General features: G+C 69.0%; 22 protein-coding genes. 11 read left to right on the top strand and 11 right to left on the bottom strand.

Going from position 1 to position 20,707, the window contains the following annotated elements; genetic code table 11:
• Positions 1–72 precede the first annotated feature (72 nt).
• Complete coding sequence (locus ACFXK0_RS03965) at positions 73–840, top strand: SDR family NAD(P)-dependent oxidoreductase (protein WP_379408222.1); 768 nt, start codon at positions 73–75, stop codon at positions 838–840.
• A 59-nt stretch (positions 841–899) separates the two neighbouring features.
• Here the strand turns inward: ACFXK0_RS03965 and ACFXK0_RS03960 are convergent, their stop codons facing one another.
• The 4 genes from ACFXK0_RS03960 to ACFXK0_RS03945 form a co-directional block, all read right to left on the bottom strand.
• Positions 900–1,718, bottom strand: coding sequence for a class I SAM-dependent methyltransferase (locus ACFXK0_RS03960; RefSeq protein WP_379408221.1), 819 nt, complete (start codon positions 1,716–1,718; stop codon positions 900–902).
• A gap of 83 nt (positions 1,719–1,801) precedes the next feature.
• Positions 1,802–2,251, bottom strand: a complete 450-nt coding sequence (locus ACFXK0_RS03955) for a GNAT family N-acetyltransferase (protein WP_379408220.1) — start codon at positions 2,249–2,251, stop codon at positions 1,802–1,804.
• Positions 2,252–2,503: 252 nt separating this feature from the next.
• Positions 2,504–4,462, bottom strand: coding sequence for a molecular chaperone HtpG (htpG, locus tag ACFXK0_RS03950; RefSeq protein ID WP_379408219.1), 1,959 nt, complete (start codon positions 4,460–4,462; stop codon positions 2,504–2,506).
• Between the two features lie 13 nt (positions 4,463–4,475).
• Positions 4,476–6,149 carry a TM0106 family RecB-like putative nuclease gene (locus ACFXK0_RS03945; protein ID WP_379408472.1) on the bottom strand — a complete coding sequence of 558 codons (1,674 nt, stop codon included), beginning with the start codon at positions 6,147–6,149 and terminating at the stop codon, positions 4,476–4,478.
• Between the two features lie 239 nt (positions 6,150–6,388).
• Between ACFXK0_RS03945 and ACFXK0_RS03940 the strand changes: the two genes are divergently transcribed.
• The 7 genes from ACFXK0_RS03940 (at position 6,389) to rraA (ending at position 10,968) form a co-directional block, all read left to right on the top strand.
• On the top strand, positions 6,389–7,063 hold the full coding sequence (locus ACFXK0_RS03940) for a DUF6474 family protein (RefSeq protein WP_379408217.1): 675 nt from the start codon (positions 6,389–6,391) through the stop codon (positions 7,061–7,063).
• An 8-nt stretch (positions 7,064–7,071) separates the two neighbouring features.
• Positions 7,072–7,626: a hypothetical protein gene (locus tag ACFXK0_RS03935; RefSeq protein WP_379408215.1), complete on the top strand. Its 555-nt coding sequence runs from the start codon at positions 7,072–7,074 to the stop codon at positions 7,624–7,626.
• Between the two features lie 40 nt (positions 7,627–7,666).
• Positions 7,667–8,317: a YcnI family protein gene (locus ACFXK0_RS03930; protein ID WP_379408214.1), complete on the top strand. Its 651-nt coding sequence runs from the start codon at positions 7,667–7,669 to the stop codon at positions 8,315–8,317.
• A gap of 149 nt (positions 8,318–8,466) precedes the next feature.
• Positions 8,467–8,970: a copper resistance protein CopC gene (locus ACFXK0_RS03925; RefSeq protein ID WP_379408471.1), complete on the top strand. Its 504-nt coding sequence runs from the start codon at positions 8,467–8,469 to the stop codon at positions 8,968–8,970.
• A gap of 6 nt (positions 8,971–8,976) precedes the next feature.
• The gene (locus tag ACFXK0_RS03920; RefSeq protein WP_379408213.1) at positions 8,977–9,921 is read left to right on the top strand and encodes a CopD family protein; all 945 of its coding nucleotides are present in this window, start codon (positions 8,977–8,979) and stop codon (positions 9,919–9,921) included.
• A gap of 65 nt (positions 9,922–9,986) precedes the next feature.
• A complete protein-coding gene (locus tag ACFXK0_RS03915; RefSeq protein WP_379408212.1) occupies positions 9,987–10,442 on the top strand; it encodes an SRPBCC family protein in 456 nt (151 codons plus the stop codon).
• Positions 10,443–10,479: 37 nt separating this feature from the next.
• Positions 10,480–10,968, top strand: a complete 489-nt coding sequence (gene rraA, locus ACFXK0_RS03910; protein WP_379408211.1) for a ribonuclease E activity regulator RraA — start codon at positions 10,480–10,482, stop codon at positions 10,966–10,968.
• 46 nt (positions 10,969–11,014) lie between these two features.
• Here rraA and ACFXK0_RS03905 read toward each other — a convergent pair whose 3' ends face one another.
• Positions 11,015–11,236, bottom strand: coding sequence for an RNA-binding S4 domain-containing protein (locus ACFXK0_RS03905; protein WP_379408210.1), 222 nt, complete (start codon positions 11,234–11,236; stop codon positions 11,015–11,017).
• A 115-nt stretch (positions 11,237–11,351) separates the two neighbouring features.
• Between ACFXK0_RS03905 and lysX the strand changes: the two genes are divergently transcribed.
• The 3 genes from lysX to ACFXK0_RS03890 all read left to right on the top strand — a co-directional run bounded on the left by lysX (position 11,352) and on the right by ACFXK0_RS03890 (position 16,270).
• The gene (gene lysX / locus ACFXK0_RS03900) at positions 11,352–14,678 is read left to right on the top strand and encodes a bifunctional lysylphosphatidylglycerol synthetase/lysine--tRNA ligase LysX (RefSeq protein ID WP_379408470.1); all 3,327 of its coding nucleotides are present in this window, start codon (positions 11,352–11,354) and stop codon (positions 14,676–14,678) included.
• Positions 14,679–14,840: 162 nt separating this feature from the next.
• Positions 14,841–15,455 (top strand): hypothetical protein, encoded by a 615-nt coding sequence (locus ACFXK0_RS03895; protein WP_379408209.1) that lies wholly within the window; start codon positions 14,841–14,843, stop codon positions 15,453–15,455.
• A gap of 200 nt (positions 15,456–15,655) precedes the next feature.
• The gene (locus tag ACFXK0_RS03890) at positions 15,656–16,270 is read left to right on the top strand and encodes a histidine phosphatase family protein (RefSeq protein ID WP_379408208.1); all 615 of its coding nucleotides are present in this window, start codon (positions 15,656–15,658) and stop codon (positions 16,268–16,270) included.
• 49 nt (positions 16,271–16,319) lie between these two features.
• On the opposite strand, the gene ACFXK0_RS03885 is transcribed toward ACFXK0_RS03890, so the two are convergent.
• From ACFXK0_RS03885 to ACFXK0_RS03860, 6 genes are all read right to left on the bottom strand, one after another.
• Positions 16,320–17,219 carry a cutinase family protein gene (locus ACFXK0_RS03885; RefSeq protein ID WP_379408207.1) on the bottom strand — a complete coding sequence of 300 codons (900 nt, stop codon included), beginning with the start codon at positions 17,217–17,219 and terminating at the stop codon, positions 16,320–16,322.
• 194 nt (positions 17,220–17,413) lie between these two features.
• Positions 17,414–17,785: a hypothetical protein gene (locus tag ACFXK0_RS03880; protein WP_379408206.1), complete on the bottom strand. Its 372-nt coding sequence runs from the start codon at positions 17,783–17,785 to the stop codon at positions 17,414–17,416.
• Positions 17,786–17,795: 10 nt separating this feature from the next.
• Positions 17,796–18,266 (bottom strand): roadblock/LC7 domain-containing protein, encoded by a 471-nt coding sequence (locus ACFXK0_RS03875; RefSeq protein ID WP_379408205.1) that lies wholly within the window; start codon positions 18,264–18,266, stop codon positions 17,796–17,798.
• Positions 18,263–19,180 carry a hypothetical protein gene (locus tag ACFXK0_RS03870; protein ID WP_379408204.1) on the bottom strand — a complete coding sequence of 306 codons (918 nt, stop codon included), beginning with the start codon at positions 19,178–19,180 and terminating at the stop codon, positions 18,263–18,265. Before ACFXK0_RS03870 ends, ACFXK0_RS03875 begins: the two co-directional genes overlap by 4 nt.
• Entirely contained in the window at positions 19,177–19,563 is a 387-nt protein-coding gene (locus ACFXK0_RS03865) for a hypothetical protein (RefSeq protein WP_379408203.1), read from the bottom strand. Before ACFXK0_RS03865 ends, ACFXK0_RS03870 begins: the two co-directional genes overlap by 4 nt.
• Positions 19,564–19,825: 262 nt before the next feature.
• Positions 19,826–20,470: a tetratricopeptide repeat protein gene (locus ACFXK0_RS03860; RefSeq protein WP_379408202.1), complete on the bottom strand. Its 645-nt coding sequence runs from the start codon at positions 20,468–20,470 to the stop codon at positions 19,826–19,828.
• Positions 20,471–20,707: the final 237 nt, after the last annotated feature.

The following is a 20,707-nucleotide window of genomic DNA, read 5'->3' as shown; positions in this document are numbered from 1 at the left end:
GGAGGGAAGAGGTAGGGGTTAAGGGCCGAGAACCGCGGCACCAGCCGCCATCCAACACAGAGAGGACATCCCGTGGAGATTTCGGGTTCCGCCGCCATCGTCACCGGAGGCGCGTCCGGCCTCGGTGCCGCCACCGCCAAGCGTCTCGCCGACGCGGGCGCCACCGTCTTCGGCCTGGACGTCCCCGCGTCCATCGAGCGCGCCGGTGACAACGTTCCCGCCGGTGTCACCCTGATCGCCGCCGACGTGACCAGCAACGACGAGGTCGCCGCCGCGATCGCCACGATCACCGAGGGCCCCGCCCCGCTGCGCATCGTGGTCAACTGCGCCGGTGTCGGCTGGGCGGGCCGCATCCTGTCCAAGAACGGCCCGCACGACCTGGAGCTGTTCCGCACCGTCATCACCGTGAACCTGCTCGGCACGTTCAATGTGATGCGCCTGGCCGCCGATGCCATCGCCAAGACCGAGCCGGTCGACGAGTACGGCCAGCGCGGCGTGGTCGTCAACACCGCCTCCGTCGCGGCGTTCGAGGGCCAGATCGGCCAGATCGCCTACTCGGCCTCCAAGGGTGGCGTGCACGGCATGACCGTCCCGGCCGCGCGCGACCTGGCCCAGTTCGGCATCCGCGTGAACACCATCGCCCCCGGCATCATCGACACCCCGATGCTGGCCGGCGTCACCGAGGAGTACCGCAAGGGCCTCGAGGCCGGCGTCCCGTTCCCGTCGCGGCTGGGCCGCCCCGACGAGTACGCCCAGCTGGTGGAGTACATCGCGACCCACGACTACCTCAACGGCGAGACCATCCGCATGGACGGCGCCCTGCGCATGGCCCCGCGCTAGATTTCCCCCTCCGGTCGAAGGCGCCCTGTTCCCCGCGTGGACAGGGCGTCTTCGCCGTTTCAGGCCTCGGGGACCGTGCCGACGCCGAACAGGGCGGTGGTCGACAGTGGGGTGTTGGCTCGGTAGGTGACGGTGAGGCGTTCGATGGCCGCCTCGGTGCGCCGTTGCCATTCCTCTTCGCCCACTTCGTGTCTGAGCACGGTCAGCGGGGCGCTGCTGCGGGTCATGGTGTCCCACAAGGTCTTCGCATCCGGGAAGCGGATCTCGGCGGTGTGCGGGTGGATGGTGACGTTCTCGAAGCCGGCCGCCCGCATCTCCGCGGTGAAGACCGCTGGGTTCTCCAGGCTGCGCGCATCCGGTTGCGGCAGTGCGGCATTCGGGTCACCTGCTGCCAGCGCGCCGAACAGGGCGCGCATGAGCGAGGAGTCGGCCGCGGGCGCCCAGGCGGCGACCACCGCCGTGGCGCCCGGCCGCAGCACCCGCCGTAGCTCGGCGAAACCGCGCGGCCGATCGGCGAAGAACATGAGCCCGAACAGCGAGAACCCCGCGTCGAACTCCCCGTCAGCGTAGGGCAGCTCCTGTCCGTCCCCCACCTGCGCGCTGATCGTCGTCCGGCCGGCGAGTTCGGCTGCGGCGGTGAGCTGTTCGATCATCGGCGCCGACAGATCGATCGCCCGCACCCGCGCCCCCCGCTCAGCGGCGGCCAGACTCAACAACCCGGTCCCCGCCGCGACATCGACAACCTCGGACTCCGCACCGATATCGACATACTCGAGCGCCTGCGCGGCAAACGGCCCCAACACCACCGCCCCGGCCTCCGCATACCCCTGCGCCACCAGATCCCACGGTCGCCCCGCGACCGACGTCTCCTCCGCCATCCGCGCCGTTCCTCTCACCAACCAAACCTAAATCGTTGCCCACCTTACGTTTCCGCACCCAGAAGTGGCAGCCCAGCTCTTGCTCAGAGCGGGCGGGTGAAGGTGATGAGGGAGCGGCCGGGGCCGTTGTAGTCGGGGATCGGGCCTTCGACGGTGAAGCCGAGGCTGCGGTGGAAGTCGATGGAGGTGAAGTTGGCTGGGGAGGTGATGGCGGTGACGGTTTTTCGGCCGTCGGCGCGGGAGAGGGTGAAGAAGTTGTCGTAGAGGGTGCGGCCGAGGCCGTATTTGCGGGCGTCGGGGCGGACGGCGACGAAGTGGATGTAGGCGGTGTCGGGGTCGGCGGGGGAACCGAAACCGACCAGGAAACCGGAGATTCCGTCGGCGTCGGTGGCGACCAGGCTGGTGCGGTGGAAGTGGTCGAGGAACATCCGCGGCAGGTTCTGCACGACACTGCGACCCCACCAGTTGTCGACCACTGCGATCAGCTCGTCGTAGTCATCGGGACGCGCCCGCCGGATCTCATGCCCCGTCATCTATCCATGGTGCCGGGTATATCCCCGGTCAGCACGCCAATTCCCGGTGAACAGAATCCCTGCCCCAGCGCGACAACTGATCTGGCGAGGACATGGGTAACTCACCGGGCACGCCCAGCCCGCTATCCACAACCTCACCGCTGGCCCGGTCGGCCGCCCAGCCGCCTCCCCACGTCCTTACCGCAGGCCCGGTCGGCTAGCCCCAGCCACCTCCCCGCGACCGGCAAGAGTCGCGGAGAGGCGGTACCGCCGCTAGACGGTGCGGGTCAGGCGTTCGGTCAGGAGCTGGGCGAAGCGGGCCGGGTCCTTCAGTTCGCCGCCCTCGGCGAGAACCGCGGTGCCGTAGAGCAGTTCGGCCGTTTCGGCGAGCTCGGGCACCTTGCCCTCATCGGCATCGGACTTACGCGCGTCATAGGCGTCGCGCAGGCCGGTGACCAGCGGGTGGGTGGGGTTGAGCTCGAGGATGCGCTTGGATTCCGGCAGCGCCTGACCCGAGGCGCGGTACATGCGCTCGAGCATCGGGGTGAAGTCGAAGACGTCACCGACCAGGCAGGCGGGCGAGGTGGTGAGCCGGTTGGTGAGGCGCACCTCCTTGGCGACCTCGTCGAGGGTCTTGCCGAGCCAGGTGAGCAGTTCGGCGAAGTCCTTGTCCTGCTGCTCGCGCAGGGCCTCGGTCTCCTTCTTCTCCTCCTCGGTCTCCAGGTCGACCTCGCCCTTGGCGATGGACTGGAACTTCTTGCCGTCGAACTCCGGCACCGAACCGACCCACATCTCGTCGACCGGATCGGTGAGCACCAGCACCTCGAGACCCTTGGCCGTGAAGGCTTCCAGGTGCGGCGAGTTCTCCACCTGCGCACGGCTTTCGCCGGTCATGTAGTAGATCGCGTCCTGGCCGTCGCGCATCCGCTCCACATACTGAGCCAGGGTGGTGAGCTCGGAGTCCGAGGCGGTGGAGGCGAAAGACGAGACGGTGAGCAGGGTTTCGCGATTGTCGGTGTCGGAGAGCAAGCCCTCCTTGAGAACCCGGCCGAACTCGGTCCAGAACGTCTGGTACTTCGTCTGGTCTTCGGCGCCCTGCATGTCCTTGACCGTGGACAGCACCTTCTTGACCAGACGCTTGCGGATCATCTGGATCTGGCGGTCCTGCTGCAGGATCTCACGCGACACATTGAGCGAGAGGTCCTGGGCGTCCACCACACCCTTGACGAACCGCAGGTACTCCGGCATCAGCTCTTCGCAGTTGTCCATGATGAACACCCGGCGCACATACAGCTGCACGCCGCGCTTGTGCTCACGGGTGAACAGGTCGAACGGCGCGGTCGACGGAATGAACAGCAGCGCCTGATATTCGAAGGTGCCCTCCGCCTTCATCGGGATGATCTCGAGCGGGGCATCCCAGGCATGGCTGACGTGGTGGTAGAACTCCTTGTACTCCTCGTCGGTCACCTCACTGCGCGGCCGCGTCCACAGCGCCTTCTGCGAATTGAGGGTCTGATCCTCGACAACGGTCTTCTCGACCTTGTCCTCGCCCTCACCCTCGGTCACCGTGCGCTCGACCTGCATACGGATCGGCCAGGCGATGAAGTCGGAGTACTTGCGGACGATCTCGCGCAGCTTCCATTCCTGCGTGTAATCGAAAAGGTGATCGTCCTCGTCGGCGGGCTTGAGCTCGAGGGTGACCGAGGTGCCCTGCGGCGCGTCGGCGAGGGTGTCGATTTCGTAGGTGGAACTGCCCGCCGCCGCGATCCAGCGGGTGCCCTCGGTCTCGCCTGCCTTACGGGTGGTCAGGGTGACCTTGTCCGCGACCATGAACGTGGAATAGAAACCGATACCGAACTGGCCGATCAGTTCCTCGGCGGCGGCATCGGACTTGGCCTCGGTGAGCTTGCGGCGCAGCTCGGCGGTGCCGGACTTGGCGAGGGTGCCGATCAGATCGATCACCTCGGCGCGGGACATGCCGATGCCGTTGTCGCGGACGGTCAGGATGCGCTTGTCGGTATCGACCTCCAGCTCGATATGCAGATCGGCGGTGTCGGCGACAAGATCCTTGTCCTGGAACGTGGCCAGTTTCAGCTTGTCCAGTGCGTCGGAAGCGTTCGAGATCAGCTCCCGCAGGAACGTGTCTTTGTTGGAGTAGACCGAATGGATCATCAGCTCCAGGAGCTGATGGGTTTCGGCCTGGAACTCGAGGGTTTCGACGTGCTGAGTCACGCGGCCAATCGTATTACCGTCCGAAATCGGTGAGTGCGGGAACCTCGTCCACGGCCTTGTGGGTCATCCAGTCGCGCAGGACCTGGGTGGCGCGCACATCGTCCTCGTTGTATTCGAGCAGGCGGGTGCGCTGGGTCAGGTCGCTGTCGGCGTCGTAGCCGACCGCGCGGCGGTACCAGCCCATCGACGCCTCACCGCTGGCTTCCGCGTCGCGCCAGTGGAAGCCGGCCACCGGGGCGATCTTCTTCAAGCCTTTGCCGTTGGGACAGATGAACTGTTCGGTGACGGCCTGGAACATGTCGACCCATTCGATCGAATCGACGAAGGCGCGCACTTCCTCGTGCGTCGGGACGCCCGGCTCACCGGCGAAGCGGCGGGCCGACTCGTAGAGCCATTTGTCCTCGGCGGTCCGCGAATAGCAGTAGGCGGCGAAGGTTTTGCCCGCGGCGTGCGCGTCGGCGCGCACCTGCATCAGCCAGGTCCAGAACTCACCGAAGGAGCGGCCCTCGTCGACGGTGGGCAGCGGTACCCAGGTGACGAACGGGCGGTAGACCCCGTCGAGCAGGGTGCCCCACAGGTAGGCGCCGTCCTCCTGGTAGCTCTCCAGGTCGACGTCGACTTCCACATCGGCGCGCCGCACACTCACCTGCTCGAACCGGCGCACCAGCGGCGCACCCGCGATCCAGGCCCTCGCCGTGACGACCGCCTCGGTGAACGGGCCGTGCTGCCAGTCCTCGGGATCGTCACCGGCCCAGGCGGCCAGCTCGTCGATGGTCTGCACGCCGTGCCCGCGCAGCACCTCGGCGCGCGAACCCGGTGCGACCAGACTCACATCCCGCAGCACCGCCAGCTGCCCCTCGCAGCTCGGTTTGGCTGTGTTCGACTGCTCCGCTCCCGAGTGCCCTGCGTGGTCACGCTCCGCTACCTCCTCCGGGCCCGCCGGTCGCTGCGCGGGGGCCCCGCGCACCCACCACGGGCACTGCCTGCATTCGGGCACCTTGGACGGCTGGGTCGGCAGGTCGCCGCGCACCACCGCGATGCGGTCGGCGTAGCGCTGGTCGTAGTCGGCGAGCACGGTGGTCAGATCGTGGATGAGGATGCGGTCGAAGGCCAGGCCGATCGCGCCGCCGACCAGGGCGGGGCTGGCCATGCCGTGCCGCTGCAACATCCGGTACAGGTGCGCGAGACGCTGCTGGTCGCGCGGCTGCGGGCGCAGCTTCACGTGCTTGTCGCGGCGCGGCGCCCACTGGAACAGTTCCGAGGTGAGCGGATGGAAATCGGCCGGGTCGGGGCGGCGCGGATCGGTGACCTTGTGGTTGACCACGATGATCGGGATATAGCCGCCGCGATCCTCGTCGCGCAGCAGGAACTCGACGCCGCCGCGACGGCCGGTGTCGGCTTCCTGGGGCAGCAGCGCGCCCCAGATGCGCGGGGCACCCGACTCGATGGCGGCCATCGTCGCCGCGACGCGTTCGCCCGCGCGCAGCTGTGGATCGATCACCACCCAGTCGGCGGGGGCGGCCGCGACCAGTTCGTCGCGCACCCTGGCCCGGTGCGCGGTGGCGGCCTCGCGGCGCTGCTGCACGCCCGGGTCCTCCCGCACCTCGGCGAGCATGCCGGGATGGGCCGCGTCCAGGTGCAGGCGGTGCCTGCAGCCGATCAGCGAGCGCGCGTCCAGGAAAGCGATACGGGATGGTTCGCCCCCGCTGTCGGCACCTCGATCGAGCGCAGCGGAAGCGGGGGCCGGGCGATGCACCGGCCCGCCGTCGAAGTCGTCCTCGGCTGCACGCACGCAAGCAGTATGGGCCCTCCCCCCGACACAATGCCCAATCGCTACCCTGATCCCACTACGCTACGAAGTACGGCAGGCCGCCGCGCGGCGGTACTGCCTCATGACTTGGCGAGCATGACGGAGGGCCTGATCTCATGGGGTTGTTCAGCAAGCGTAAGCGGCGTCCGAGCCGGCGCGCGGAGGCGAAGGCGCTCAAGCACAAGGCCGCTGTCGAGGCGAAGCTGAGCGCCAAGAACGACCGCAAGGCCGCCAAGGCGGGCGAGCGCACCACCCGGCGCGCGGCCAAGGCGCAGTCGCGCACCGAGGCCAAGGTGGCCAAGGCGCAGATCGCGACATTGCAGGCCGAGGAGAAGGCCGCCGAGAAGGTGGCCGCCAAGGCCGAGCGCGAACTGTTCAGCGCGGCCCAGATCCGCAAGTACATCGGTGTCGCGCGGGTACTCATCCCGGTGCTGGCCCCGCTGGCCTACCGTGGCGCGACCTTCGTGCGCGGGCAGCTCGACGCACGCAAGGCCCAGCAGCTGGGCGTCGGCCTCGACCAGCTGGGCGAGTTCAGCGGGCACGGCGCGCGCCTGCAGGCCCGCATCACCAATACCGAGTCCGCGCTGGACAAGATCGCCGCCGACGCCCCCGCCGACGCCGACACCAAGAAGTTCGTCGCGGCGGCCCGCTCCCGGCTGACCGACCTGAACGTCGCGGTGAACACCGCCGAGCAGATGCCCGCGCCGCGCCGCAAGGCCGTGCACGCCTCCATCTCGACCGAACTGTCCGTGCTCGAGAACGACGCGCTCGCCCGCCTCGGCGTGCGCTGATCCGCCTCGTGTCCACGCCACAGCTGTCCGCCCGCCTGCGCGGTGGCGGCTGTGGCGTTCTCGTCGGCGCGCTCGCTGTCGCCGCGCACGGTATCGGTGGTGGCGGGGTGCCGCGGTCAGCGGAAATCTCGCTGCTGCTACTGGTCTCGCTGGCGGCCGGGGCGTTCGCGCGGGGTGGGCCATCGCGCACCGGACACGCTGCGCCGCAGTCCCGTTCCGGCACGGGTACCCCGGCGGTGCGCGCGGCGCTCGCGCTGCTCGGCGGGCAGTGGGCCGGGCACTTCGCCCTCTCGGCCACCCTCGATCATCACGGCGATCTGCTCCACCTGCCCAGCACACCGATGATCGCCGCGCACCTGGTCGCCGCGTTCGTCTGTGCCGCACTGATTCTCACCGCCGAGCGGCTGTATCTCGTTGCCTCGAGCACCCTTCGGGCCGTGCTCGGCACCCCCGCCTCCCCCGTCGGCCCGCGCACCACGCGCTGGCTCGCCACCGTCGCCGCGCCGCGCGGCGCCCGTCCCAGAAGCGCGCGATGTCCGCGCGCACCGCCGCTGTTCGTCTGAGCTCCCCCACATCAGAACTCTTCGGACAGAAGGCAATTCCATGCACAACTTCATCACCCGTGGCACCGGTACCGCCGCCCTCGCGGCCGGTCTGGTGCTGGCCGCCTGCGGTTCGGCGGCCGCGCATGTGACCGTCGACGCCCCCGGCGCCGCGCAGGGCGGTTACACCGTCGCCACCTTCAAGGTGCCGACCGAATCCGACACCGCGTCCACCACCGGCCTGCGCGTCACCGTACCCAACCTGAAAAGCGTGCGCACCGAGCCGCTGGCCGGCTGGACATCCAAGGTCGAACGCAATGACAAGGGCGAGACGGTCGCCGTCGTCTGGACCGCCGAGCAGGGCAATCCGGGCGTCGGCCCCGGCCAGTTCCAGCGCTTCGTGCTCTCGCTGGGCCCGCTGCCCAGCCAGGAGACGGTGAACTTCCCGGCCCAGCAGACCTACAGCGACGGCAAGGTCGTCGCCTGGGATCAGCCCAGCACCGACGGCGCCGAGCCCGAACGCCCGGCACCGTCGATCACCCTGAGCGCCGATGGCGCGGCGCACGGCGGCGACCACCAGGTCGCCGCGGGTGACACCGCCGAATCCGGCACCGACACGGCGGCCCGCTGGCTCGGCGGCATCGGCCTGGCACTCGGCCTGTTCGCCGCAGCGCTCGGCCTCGGCCTCGTGTTCCGTTCGAGGCGGTCGTGATGCGCATCGATCTGTGCCAGTTCGAGAACGCGACGGCAGGCACCGCTCGAGCGGCGGGCGCACGACGCGACGACGATCGGTGGGAGCGGACCGTCGCAGGCATCAACCGGTCCGCGCGCCACCGGCTCCTGCGCCGGGTAGTGATCGCGATGATCGCCGGGCTGTTCGCCACGGTCTTCGCGGCGGCGGGTTTCGCGAGCGCGCATTCCGGCGCCGTGAGCAGCGTGCCCGAGAACGGCTCGACCATCGAGGTCGGGCCGGCGCGCGCCAGCGTCACCTTCAACGAGAACCTGCAGGAGAACTTCCCGTCGCTGACCGTGGTCGGCCCGGACGGTCGCCTGTGGTCGAAGGGCAAGGCCACTGTCGACGGCAAGTCGGTCAGCGTGGAGCTGGGCGAGCTGGGTCCGGTCGGTGAGTACACGATCGCCTTCCGGGTCACCTCCGCCGACGGCCATCCGGTCAGCGGTACCCGCACCTTCACGCTGAGCAAGGCGGGCACCGGCACACCAGGCCCCCGGCCGGGCGAGGACCAGGCCGACGGCGAGAACGGCGAGTCCGGCGGTATCCCCGTGTGGGTGTTCATCGCCGGTGGCGTCGTGCTGTTCGGCGGGGGCCTGGCGGTGGCGCTGCTCGGTGGCCGGCGCGCGAAGTAGCCGACGATGACGACCGGTCGCCGGGTACCCGGTACGACGCCGCGGCAGTGGCGGGTCCTGGTGCCGGTCGTCGTCACCGCCCTGGCCGGGGTGCTGCTGGCCTGGGCGCTGCGCCGCGACGGCGGCTTTCCCGGTGCGGCGAGCGCGCGGGTGCTCGCCGACGGTGCCGGTGCCGTGGTGCTCGGGCTGGCGGCACTGCCCCGGCTCAATGAGCGGCTTTCGGTCGCCTGGCGTCCGCTGGCGGCGCTGGCCGGAGTGTGGTTCGCCGCCGAGTTCACGGTGCTGGTGTGCGAGGCCGCCGAGATCGTCGGGGTGCCGGTGACCGCGCTGGGTGCCGGCGAGTTCGGCACCTTCCTCGGCCGGCTCAGCGGCGGCCAGATCGGGATCGCGATCCTGTTCTGTACCGGCGCGATCGCGAGCTACGCGGCGCTGGCGTTCCGCAGGCCGGACTCGGCCTCGGCCGATCTGGTGCTGGTGTTCGCCGCCGTCGCGCTGGCCTTGCGCCCGATCACCGGGCACATGTCCCAGCAGACCCTCGGTTCGGTGCTGGCGGCGGTGCACGCGCTGGCCGCCGCCTGCTGGTTCGGCTTGCTGGTGGCGATGGCGGTGGTGTTGCGCAGCCGCGGCGATTGGGCCGCGACGCTGCCGCGCTATTCCCGGCTGGCCGCGCCGCTGCTGCTGGCCGTGGCGCTGACCGGCCTGATCGACGGACTGGTCCGCCTCGGCGGACTCGAACCGCTGTGGTCGACCGGATACGGGCGGATCCTGCTGGCGAAGTTCGCGGTGCTGTGCGCGCTGACCGGGCTGGGCTGGTGGTGGCGGCGCGAATGGGTCGCCAGGGCGGCCGAGCATCGGGTGACCGCCGAGGTCTCGCTGCGCAATGCCGCGTTCGAGCTGACGTTGATGGCGCTGGCCTTCGGTCTGGCGGCCACGCTGGCGGTCACCGCGTAGTCGGGTCCGTCACGTTCCCGCTGTGCTCGCTTTGGACGTTGTACGAACCCGTTAGGGTTGGCGGCATGACCGAAGTGAGGATCGCCGAAGACTGTGCCGCGCCCGCCGAGACGGCTTTCGCCTTCATGAACGACTACACCAACCTGCCGAAATTCTGGTACGGCCTGGAGTCGTTCACCCCGGTCACCGCGCAGACCGACGGCCTCGGCGCGACCTTCGACGGGAAGATGAAGCTGGGCCCGGCGTCGCTGACCTCGCGCATCGAGGTCGTCGGCTGGGAAGAGGGCCGGTTGATCGCCACCAAGTCGATCAAGGGCATCGAGATCGTGACGACCTTCCGCTTCCTGCCCAAGACCGACGAGCTGTGCACGATCGACGCCGAGATCGACTTCTCGGTCGGCGGCGGGATCACCGGCAAGGTGCTGGCCAAGACCATCGAACCGTTCATCAAGATCGCCGTCCAGCACACCACCGATTCCCTGGTCCGCGAGATCGAGAAGGCTCACCGCGCCCGAGCGTGAGCCCGCGCACACGGCCTGGCCTGACACAATCACGTACATGACCGAATCCGCGAATGTTGTGGCCACCGCCGATCTGGCCGATGAGATCGGCCCCGAGATCCGCTCCTGCGATACCCAGTTCATCCAGTTCGGTGGCCGGGAAACCTTCGCAGGCCGGATCACCACGATCCGCTGCTTCCAGGACAACCTGCTGGTCAAGCAGACCCTGAGCGAGCCCGGCGAGGGCAAGGTGCTCGTGGTCGACGGTGGCGCGAGCGTGCACACCGCCCTGGTCGGCGACATCATCGCGGGCCGCGGCGTGGACAACGGCTGGGCCGGCGTGATCGTCAACGGCGCCGTGCGCGACTCGGCGATCCTGCGCACCCTCGACATCGGGGTGAAGGCGCTGGGCACCAACCCGCGCAAGAGCACCCAGACCGGCAGCGGCGAGAAGGACGTGACCGTCGAATTCGGCGGAATCACCTTCACCCCGGGCGACATGCTCTACAGCGACCACGACGGCGTCGTGGTGCGGAGCGAGGGTTAAGAGAGACTGCGGCGGTTCTCGGCCGGACAGGCCGAGAACCCAGCCACTATGACGCGGCGACGCGCACTTTGTGTCCGGCCAGCACTACGACGTCGCCGACCTGCAGTTGCCTGCCGCGGCGGAGTTCGACCTCGTCGTTGACCCGCACCAGACCCTGCGCGATCACCGTCTTGGCCTCGGAACCCGAATCGATCAGGTTGGCCAGTTTCAGGAATTGCCCGAGCTTGATGCCCTCGTCATCGATCGGCACATCGACTGGTTCCGACATGCGCTAATACTTACTCCTCCACCGAAAACCGCGCGCAACCGGCCCCGCAGCCCCGCGTGACGAACACGCCGCGATCGCGGCCGTACCCATCTGCTCCCGATGCACGCACACTGGACTGGTGACCTCCGTGCAAACCGAGCAACAACGCGCCGCAGTGCCGCCGCCGGACCGAGCGAAAGCGGCGGCCGCGCGTCGTCCACGCGGTCGGCTGACGGAGGTACCGCACATCACCGGGACGATCCTCGGTGTCTTCGCGGTCCTGTGCTTGGTGTGGAGTTTGTCGCCCGCGGTGCGGCATCTGACGCATACCCCGCGCCACTACATCGACACCTACTACTTCGACGCACCCGACACCAGCCTGGTCTGGGCGCTGGTGGTCGCCCTGATGGCGGGCGCGACCGCCGGACGCAAGCGGATCGCCTGGTGGCTACTCGTCGGCTATCTCATGTTGTTCGCGCTGGCCAATATCGCCGAGTACGCCGACACCGGCGATATCGACGCGCTGGTGGCCTGCGTGGTGCAGGCGTTCGCGATCGCGGTGCTGGTCGCCGCGCGCAAGCAGTTCTACACCCGGGTCCGGCCGGGCGCGGTGTGGAAGGCGCTGGGCGTGCTGGTGGCCGGTCTCGCGGCGGGCTGGCTGCTCGGCTGGGGGCTGGTCGAACTGTTCCCCGGCACACTGCCCGCCGACGGCTGGCAGCGGCCGCTGTGGTCGCTGTACCGGGTCACCGCGGCGGTGCTGGTCGACAACGAGAACTTCGACGGCCTGCCGCCGCACTGGGTGAACCTGCTGCTCGGGCTGTTCGGCGCGTGCGCGCTGCTGGGCGCGGTGGTCGTGCTGCTGCGCTCCCAGCGCGCCGACAACGCCATGACCGGTCGCGACGAATCGGCCATCCGCGGGCTGCTCGCCGAGGCCGATGTCGAGGACTCGCTCGGCTACTTCGCCACCCGCCGCGACAAGGCGGTCATCTTCGCGCCGAACGGCAAGGCCGCCATCACCTATCGCGTCGAGCTCGGCGTCTGCCTGGCCGGCGGCGACCCGATCGGCACCCACGACGCCTGGGCGCCCGCGGTCGCGGCGTGGCTGGACCAGGCCGACCGGTTCGGCTGGGCGCCCGCGGTGATGGGCGCGAGCGAGGCCGGCGCCACCGTCTACCGGGACGCGGGCCTGACCGCCCTGCGGCTCGGTGACGAGGCCGTGCTCGACACCCGCACGTTCTCCCTGGCCGGCCCGCACATGAAGCAGGTCCGCCAGGCCGCGAACCGTTTGCGCAAGCAAGGTTTCGAGGTGCGGGTGCGCCGCTGGCGCGATATCCCCGCCGACGAGTACGCCGATGTCGTCGCCCGCGCCGACGCCTGGCGCGACACCGAGACCGAACGCGGCTTCTCGATGGCACTGGGCCGTCTCGGCGACCCGCTCGACGGCGACTGCCTGCTGGTCGAGGCCCGCGACGGCGACGAGCGGGTGCGCGGCATGCTCTCGTTCGTCCCGTGGGGTCGCAGCGGCGTCTCACTGGAGCTGATGCGCCGCGACCCGGCCAGCCCGAACGGCGTGATGGAGCTGATGATCTCCCAGCTCGCGCTCACCGCCGATCAATACGGCGTCACCCGGATCTCGTTGAACTTCGCGGTGTTCCGCTCGGTGTTCGAGGAGGGCGGGCGGATCGGCGCCGGTCCGATCCTGCGCGCCTGGCGCGGGGTGCTGCTGTTCTTCTCGCGCTGGTGGCAGCTCGAGGCGCTGTACCGGTCGAATGTGAAGTACCAGCCGCGCTGGGTGCCGCGGTTCTTCCTGTTCGAGGAGAGCAGGCAGCTGCCGCGCGTCGCGACGGCCTGCGGTCTCGCCGAGGGGTTCCTGCCCCGGCTGGGCAAGCAACCCGACGCCGCCGTGCACACCGGCACCCGCTCGTCGGTGCCCGCCGGTATCGCGGGCCTGCACGACGACGGCAGCGCGCCCGAATCCGCAGGCGACACCGCCGAAGCCGGCCCGCGCCGCCCCGAACAGGTACGCGTGCGCCTGGACAAGCTCGACCGGCTCACCGCGGCGGGCGTGGACGCCTACCCCGTCGCCTATCCCCCGACCCACACCATCGCCGAGGCCAGACGCTGCCCCAAGGGCACCACCGTGCGCGTCGCCGGCCGGCTGCTGCGCATCCGCGACTACGGTGGCGTGATCTTCGCGGTGGTGCGCGACTGGACCGACGAGATCCAGCTGCTGATCGACCGCGACCGCGTCGGCGCCGACCGCAGCGCGGAGTTCACCGAGTTCTTCGACCTGGGCGATCTGATCGAGGTGAGCGGTCAGCTCGGCCACAGCCGCGCCGGTGAGCTCTCGCTGCTGGCCCAGGACTGGCGGATGAACGGCAAATGCCTGCATCCGCTGCCCGACAAGTGGCGCGGCCTGGCCGACGCGGAAGCCAAAGTCCGCCAGCGCTATATCGACATGGCGATCGACCCGCAGACCCGCGAGCTGATGGCCAAACGCAGCGCGGCCGTGCATTCGCTGCGCGACTCACTGTTCAACTGGGGCTTCCTCGAAGTCGAGACACCGATCCTGCAGCAGGTGCACGGCGGCGCCAACGCGACCCCGTTCCGCACCCACATCAACGCCTACGACCTGGACCTCTACCTGCGCATCGCGCCCGAGCTCTATCTCAAGCGACTGTGCGTCGGCGGGATGGAGAAGGTGTTCGAGATCGGCCGCACCTTCCGCAACGAAGGCGTCGACTTCAGTCACAATCCGGAGTTCACCATCCTGGAAGCCTATGAGGCACACAGTGATTACCTGCGGATGATGCAGTTGTGCCGCAAGCTGATCCAGGACGCGGCGATGGCGGCCAACGGTGCGGAAGTGGCGCTGCGGCCCACCGCCGACGGCGGCCTCGAAGCCGTCGATATCTCCGGTGAATGGCGGATCAAGACGGTGCACGGGGCGGTGTCGGAAGCCGTCGGCGCCGAGGTGACCCCGCGCACCGACCTCGAACGCCTGCACGAACTGTGCGACGCAGCCGGCGTGAACTACCAACACGGTTGGGACGCAGGTCAAGTGGTGCTCGAGATGTATGAGCACCTGGTGGAGGCGAAGACCGAGGAACCCACCTTCTACCTGGACTTCCCCACCTCGGTCTCCCCGCTGACCCGCTCGCACCGCAGCATCGACGGCGTCACCGAACGCTGGGATCTGGTGGCCTGGGGCGTCGAATTGGGCACGGCCTACAGCGAACTCACCGACCCGGTCGAACAGCGGCGCAGGCTCACCGAGCAGTCCATGCTCGCCGCGGGCGGTGATCCCGAGGCGATGGAACTCGACGAGGACTTCCTGCAGGCACTCGAGCACGCCATGCCGCCGACCGGCGGGCTCGGCATGGGCGTGGACCGGGTGGTCATGTTGATCACCGGGCGCAGTATCCGCGAAACTCTGCCGTTCCCGTTGGTTAAACCGCGCTGAGTGGGTACTCCGGACCGTGGCGTTAACACGTAGCGGCGCCACGACGATCTTGGAACGCTCCGTGTCGTGCGGCGTTGTGCGACTTTCGATTCGAAAGTCGCGCTGGCGGCGCTACTCTCGGAGTTTCGGCACCGGGAGGATGCCGAGGGAAACACAAACGGGATGGGACTCATGTATCTGGACCTGCTGACCACGGCCTCGCTGGTCGATCCACACCTGCTCACCAGCAGCGTGGACACCCTGGCGAGCTCGGACACGGTCAACACTGCCATCGATCTGATGGCGAAGAAGCGCGGACGCGGCAGCAAGAGCAGTGGCGGCCGAGGCGGAGTGATCTTCGGCGGTATCTGCCTGCTGGTGGTCATCGTGATCATCGTGCTCGTCATCGTCATGCTGAAAAAGAAGAAGGACAGCCAACAGCCGTACGGCCAGGGCGGTCAGCCGCCGTATGGTCAGGGCGGTCCGCAGGCATTCGGTCAGCCGGGTCCCGGTGGGCAGCTGCCGTACGGCCAGCCGGGTCAGGGTCAGCCGCCTTACGGCCAGCCCGGTCAAGGTGGTCAGCCGCCTTACGGCCAGCCAGGTCAGGGCGGTCAGCCGCCCTATGGGAACACCGGCGAACAACCTTTCGGCCAGCAGCCGTACGGTCAGCCGGGTCAGGGTGGTCAGCCGCCGTACGGTCAGCCCGGTCAGCCGCCTTACGGCCAACCGGGCCAGGGCGGTCAGCCGCCCTACGGTCAGCCAGGTCAGGGCGGTCAGCCGCCGCTCAGCAAATCCTGACCTGATCGGCGGACTCGCCGGGGATACCTTTCGATCGAGAACGAGGTATCCCCGCGAGTCGACGTCCTGGGTGCCCGGCACTCAGATGGAGTCGCCGGCACCGTCCGGGCATCACGCTCGATGGCCGACGGCTGTGGTCCAGCCGGTCGATCCGCCAGCCGTGAACCGGGCGCGCGTGGCTATACGGCAGAGTGAGTGGCGTGCAGCTGATTCTCGTGCGTCATGCCCAGCCCGACCGTGTCGTCGGCACCACCGCCGCGGCCGACCCCGCGCTGACCGAGATCGGCAGGCGCCAGGCCGAGCGGGTGCCCGCCGCGCTGGCCGCCCACGACATCGCGCGCGTCGTCAGCAGCCCACAGCGCCGCGCCCGCGACACCGCCGCCCCCACGGCCGCGGCCCGCGATCTCGGCGTGGACATCATCGACGACCTCGCCGAATACGATCGCGACCTGCCCGCCTACATCCCCATCGAGGACGCCAAAACCGATTTCGCCGACGCCTACGCGCGGATCAAAGCCGGCCTGCTCCCCGAACAGATCGACGGCCCAGCCTTCACCACCCGCGTACTCACCGCCGTCGAAACCCTGGTCGCCACCAGCACCCCCACCGACACCGTCGTCGCCTTCGCCCACGGCGGCGTCATCAATGTGCTGCTCGCCGACATCCTCGGCCTTCCCCGCCCCCTGACCTTCCCGATCGACTACTGCTCGATCACCCGAATCCTCTACTCCCGCACCGGCACCCGCACAGTAGCCACGGTGAACGAGAACGGCCACGTCTGGGAACTACTCCCCCGCAACCTCTCCCGGGCCTGAACACACCGAGGGCCCGGTGCCGACGACACCGGGCCCTCGATCAAGCGACTCAAGCCTGTTGGGCGATCCAGTTGTGCATCCAGGTGATGGCGGTCTGGCCGCCGCCCACCGGGTACGAGCCGTACAGCGTGTGGGCCTGGGAGCGGTAGAAGCGCTCCAGGTCCTTGGCGCGCTGCTGGTTGGCGGCGTCGGAGAGCTGGGCCTGGAGCGTCGGCACGCCGCCGTGCGCCATCAGGTCCTTCATGATCGCGCCCGCCTCGATCTGGTAGCGCCACAGGTTGGCCGGGTTGGCGTCCGAGCTCTGGGCCAGGAAGCCGGCGAACCGGGTGACGAAATCGTCGGTGGCGGTGGCGCAGTAGAGATCGTCGACCGCGCAGATGGTGCGCACCCGGTCGCTGATCCAGCCGAAGCCGCCGGGTCGCGCGCCGCCTGCGCCCGCGCCCTGCGCGTGCGGGCCGACCTGGATATCGGTCGGCGAACGGCGCGGGTCGGAGATCAGGCCGACGGCCGCGATCTTGTCGGGGCTGATCGTGCTGATGCCGGTGCCGATCTCGGCCGCCAGATCACCCGCGGCGTCGGCGCCCTGGCTGTAGCCGACCAGTGCGATGCGGGTGTTGCCGCAGGCGGCCAGCTTCGCGGTGATCAGGCCGCGGGCGAAGTTCACCGCTTCCTTCTTGGAATTGCCGTAGACGTCGCCTTCCCACGGGAAGGCGGTGGCGGCATAGGTGACGTAGTCGACGTCGGTATTGCGGGGTAGTCCGTTGGTGACGCCGGCCAGCATGCCCGGCTCCGGCTTCTTGTCGTGGCCGGTCTCCCAGGTACCCGGGATCGCTACGACGTACAGGCTCGGGCAGCCCGGCGCCGCCGAGGCACTCGTGCTGCCGACCATGATTCCGGTGGTCATCGCCGCGGCGGCACCCAGCGCCGCGGCAGTTTTCTTCAAACGCATGCCGCTCCAGTTCAACCTTGTCTTCCCAGACCTCGCCGCGAATCACAATAGGGGCAGACCCGCGCGGATGCCACACGACCGGATAACCATGTCCGATTTCCGACACTCACCCGGCGCTGGTGTGACGCAGCGGGTGCTGGACTGAGCTGCCGGCGGCCGCACGAGTCGCCGGCATGCTCAGCCACCGCGCGGACTCACACCTCCAGGTCTTCCTCGATGCCCTTGAGGCGGTGCCGGGCCAGCGCCAGGTTGCCGCGGGCGCGGTCGAGGGCGAGATAGAGGAACAGCCCTTTGGACTTGCGCCCGGTCATCGGCCGGATCAGGTGGTATTGGGTGCCGAGGGTGATGAGAATGTCCTCGATCTCCTCGTTGAGGCCGAGCTGTTCGATGGTGCGCATCTTCGCCCGCACCACCTCGGTGTTGCCCGCCGCAGCCACCTGCAGATCGAGTGACTTACTGCTGCTGAGCATTCCGAGCGCCATACCGGAGCTGTAGTCGACGATCGCGGCGCCGACCGCGCCGTCGATCACCATCATGTCCTTGAGCGCCAGGTCTATGTTCGACATGGTTTACCTTTCACTTGGTGTGCTTCCCCTGCTCGTTGCCAGAGGAGTGCGCCGCCGCCAGATGTTCGGCGATGGCGCGAGCCACCGGCCGCGACTCCAGGTGGAGCCGGCCGACGTTCACTTCCGGGCCGGCCAGCACGGTCAGCGAGGTGTAGCCGGCGGCGTAGATCACCACCTGCCCCTCGGTGCCGTGCACGACGACCTCGTTGAATCCGCCCCCGTGCGCGGTACTGGCCAACCGGAACGACACGCCCAGCTGTGCGGCGGCCAGGGCCGCCATGCTCGCCGGTTCGATATTCGGGGGCAGGTCGTGCTCGATGAGCAGGCCGTCGCTGGAGGCGACCACGGACCCGGTCAACCGGGGCACGCGTTCGCGCAGGGACTTCAGTTCGGCCAGTACGGCCGTGTTCCGTTCGGGCACCGTCATCGCCACCTTGGTCTTTCCCCTCCAATCACCGAGCAGCTTCTTCCGCACGGTCACGCAAGCTCCTCCAACGCCGCCTTGAGCCGGATGAGTAGCGCGCGATCCACCTGCTGCCAGCGTTCGGGCTCGTATGGCCGTGTGCCGGTGAGCTTTACGGTTCGCCGGGCGCTCAGAGTCGCTTCCTCGGCGGCCGCGTGCCTGCCCGGCTTGTCGGTCCCGGTGCGGGGGGGTACCCGTCCCGAACGGCCTGCCGGAATCCGTCGCGGCAGGACGGGGACACCGGTGGTCGGACGCGGTCCGGGGGCGGTCACCGGGTCTGGTGCGAGGCTGAGCTGCCTGCGCGGGGCCGGTGCGGGCACCTCGATCAGACCGGCGGCGGTGAGGTCGCGGACGGCGACGAGGCAGCCGTAGGTGGTGCGGCCCAGGTCGCGCGCGATCTCGGCGATGTTGCGGCGGCTGTCGACGGCGGCGAGTACCTCGGCCTGACTTCCGGTGAGCGTCACCCGCTTCCGGCTCCGCTGCCGGGTCGCGACCACCGGCTCGGTGGTGACCAGATCGGCGGGCCACGGACCGGACTCGCGCACGCCACGGCGGGCGCATTCGTGTACCACGGCGTGCGGCGCGACGCGGCAGACCGTGGCCAGCCAATGTTCCGGCGCCGGAACGAATTCCGGCTCGGCAGGCGAGGCGAACAGGAAGTACGCCGCGTCGAAGATCGACAGCAACGCGAGAGCTTCCAGCCGCGGACGGTGCAGCAGTGCGCCGGGATCACCGGCGCCGGCACGTTGCCAGTCCTCATGCGTGGCGACGCCCGCACCGACCGCCAGCCGGTCGAGTCCGATGGTGCGGCGGCAGCCCGCGGAGGCGATCGCGCCACGGACGAAATGGAATTCGCCGTCGCCGGCGCGCAGCACGCCGGTGGAGCCCGCTTCCTCGAGCCGATGTAATTCTTGCGCCAGCGCCGCGCTCATTGCTGCCCACCCGTCAGTTCGTCGAGCGCCGACCGCAGTTGGTACCGCGCCAGCCCCAGGTTCCCGGTATCACCGTCGAAGACGACATGCATGAAGAGACGACCGTCGAAATCCCCTGCGACCAGGTGCAACAGATGAAATCCGTCGGCCCGGCACACGACGATCTCGGAGAGCTCGTCGGCCTGGCGCCCACCCGCCAGCGCCGTACAGCCCAGCACGGCCCGCACCACTTCGGTGGTCCCTGCCGCGTCCTCGTGCTCGTCGACGATGCCGTGCGCACCCGCCGCCGCAATCGCCAGTCCGCTGGCCCCGTCCACCAGTGTCACGCTGCGCGCACCGGGAATATCCATGATGCGTTTCAAGCAGCCGTCGAGAGAATTCACACGCCCCGGCCCGTCATCGATCGGTTATCGAAACGAGACGCTATACCGCCCCGCAACTCCGCGCATCTCGAACGCCGGAAAATTGCTGCGCGGCACCTGGTTTGCTGAGGTTTGCTGGAAAACCGCTCGGTATCAATACTTTTCAGTAACAGCCGCGCTCATTCGCTATCCGCCCGCGAATCCGGAGGTAAATCCCCCTTTTCGTCGTCCAGCGACCACCGCGCGAACCGGCGGATTGTCCACTTCGCAAACCTCGCCACGCTCAGCCTGCGGCGCGCCGGTACCAGGCTTCGGCTTCGCGATGGGCGCCCTGGGCTTCGAGCAGGGCAGCGAGATTGGCCATGGCCCGGGGGTGGCCGAGGTCGGCGGCGCGGCGGAAGCAGCGGCGGGCCTCGGTGGCGGCGCCGCGGCGGCGCAGCAGCAGGCCGAGATTGTTGATGGCGTCGATATCGCCGTTGTCGGCGGCCTCGGCGTACCAGGACTCGGCCTCGTCGAGGTGGTCGCGCTGCTCGCAGAGGCGGGCCAGGTTGTACATGGCGTCGACATGGCCCGCCACGGCGGCGCGGTGATACCAGGCTTCAGCGTCGCTGCGGTCGCCGTACTGGTAGAGCAGGGTCGCCAGGTTGTACATGGCGTTGGCATTGCCGCCCGCCGCGGCGCGCCGGTACCAGGGCTCAGCCTCGTCGTGGTCGCCGAGCTTCTCCAGCAGCACCGCGAGATTGTTCATCGCGCGCGTGTGGCCCGCCGCGGCGGCCTGCCGGAACCAGTACTCGGCGGCCTCGAAATCGCTGTGGTCGTAGTAGATGTTGGCGAGATTGTGCATGGCGGTACCGTCACCGCGCTCGGCGGCGCGATGCAAGCTCGCCATCGTTCCCGGCGGCAACGGCACAGCTCCCCCTAGGATCACCGGTTACACCTCGACACGGAAAGTCTATGTGCTGCACCGAAGATCAGCCACGTCGTTGTTCGGCCCACCGAACTCCTTGCGCGGCACAACTGTTCACCCCCCTACGCATCTCCCCGGCAAATCCGGCAACCGCCGCCGCAGACCGTCAACCTGCGAGCGGCGTGATGTTCGTCAGGTCGTCGGCGATGGCACAGCGGGCGATGTCGGCGTCGTAGCGTCGTGCGGGAACGCCGAAGG

It is taken from the genome of Nocardia sp. NPDC059177 (assembly GCF_042755165.1).
Taxonomy (GTDB): Bacteria; Actinomycetota; Actinomycetes; order Mycobacteriales; family Mycobacteriaceae; genus Nocardia.
Note: the sequence above shows the minus strand (reverse complement) of the source record. Positions and strands in the feature narration are given on the sequence as shown.

Bases quoted from the DNA above. Each gene is read 5' to 3' on its own strand.
- ACFXK0_RS03960 (WP_379408221.1), bottom strand. From the start codon at position 1,718: ATGGCGGAGGAGACGTCGGTCGCGGGGCGACCGTGGGATCTGGTGGCG.
- ACFXK0_RS03955 (WP_379408220.1), bottom strand. From the start codon at position 2,251: ATGACGGGGCATGAGATCCGGCGGGCGCGTCCCGATGACTACGACGAG.
- ACFXK0_RS03940 (WP_379408217.1), top strand. From the start codon at position 6,389: ATGGGGTTGTTCAGCAAGCGTAAGCGGCGTCCGAGCCGGCGCGCGGAG.
- ACFXK0_RS03930 (WP_379408214.1), top strand. From the start codon at position 7,667: ATGCACAACTTCATCACCCGTGGCACCGGTACCGCCGCCCTCGCGGCC.
- ACFXK0_RS03925 (WP_379408471.1), top strand. From the start codon at position 8,467: ATGATCGCCGGGCTGTTCGCCACGGTCTTCGCGGCGGCGGGTTTCGCG.
- ACFXK0_RS03920 (WP_379408213.1), top strand. From the start codon at position 8,977: ATGACGACCGGTCGCCGGGTACCCGGTACGACGCCGCGGCAGTGGCGG.
- ACFXK0_RS03915 (WP_379408212.1), top strand. From the start codon at position 9,987: ATGACCGAAGTGAGGATCGCCGAAGACTGTGCCGCGCCCGCCGAGACG.
- rraA (WP_379408211.1), top strand. From the start codon at position 10,480: ATGACCGAATCCGCGAATGTTGTGGCCACCGCCGATCTGGCCGATGAG.
- ACFXK0_RS03905 (WP_379408210.1), bottom strand. From the start codon at position 11,236: ATGTCGGAACCAGTCGATGTGCCGATCGATGACGAGGGCATCAAGCTC.
- ACFXK0_RS03895 (WP_379408209.1), top strand. From the start codon at position 14,841: ATGGGACTCATGTATCTGGACCTGCTGACCACGGCCTCGCTGGTCGAT.
- ACFXK0_RS03885 (WP_379408207.1), bottom strand. From the start codon at position 17,219: ATGCGTTTGAAGAAAACTGCCGCGGCGCTGGGTGCCGCCGCGGCGATG.
- ACFXK0_RS03880 (WP_379408206.1), bottom strand. From the start codon at position 17,785: ATGTCGAACATAGACCTGGCGCTCAAGGACATGATGGTGATCGACGGC.
- ACFXK0_RS03870 (WP_379408204.1), bottom strand. From the start codon at position 19,180: ATGAGCGCGGCGCTGGCGCAAGAATTACATCGGCTCGAGGAAGCGGGC.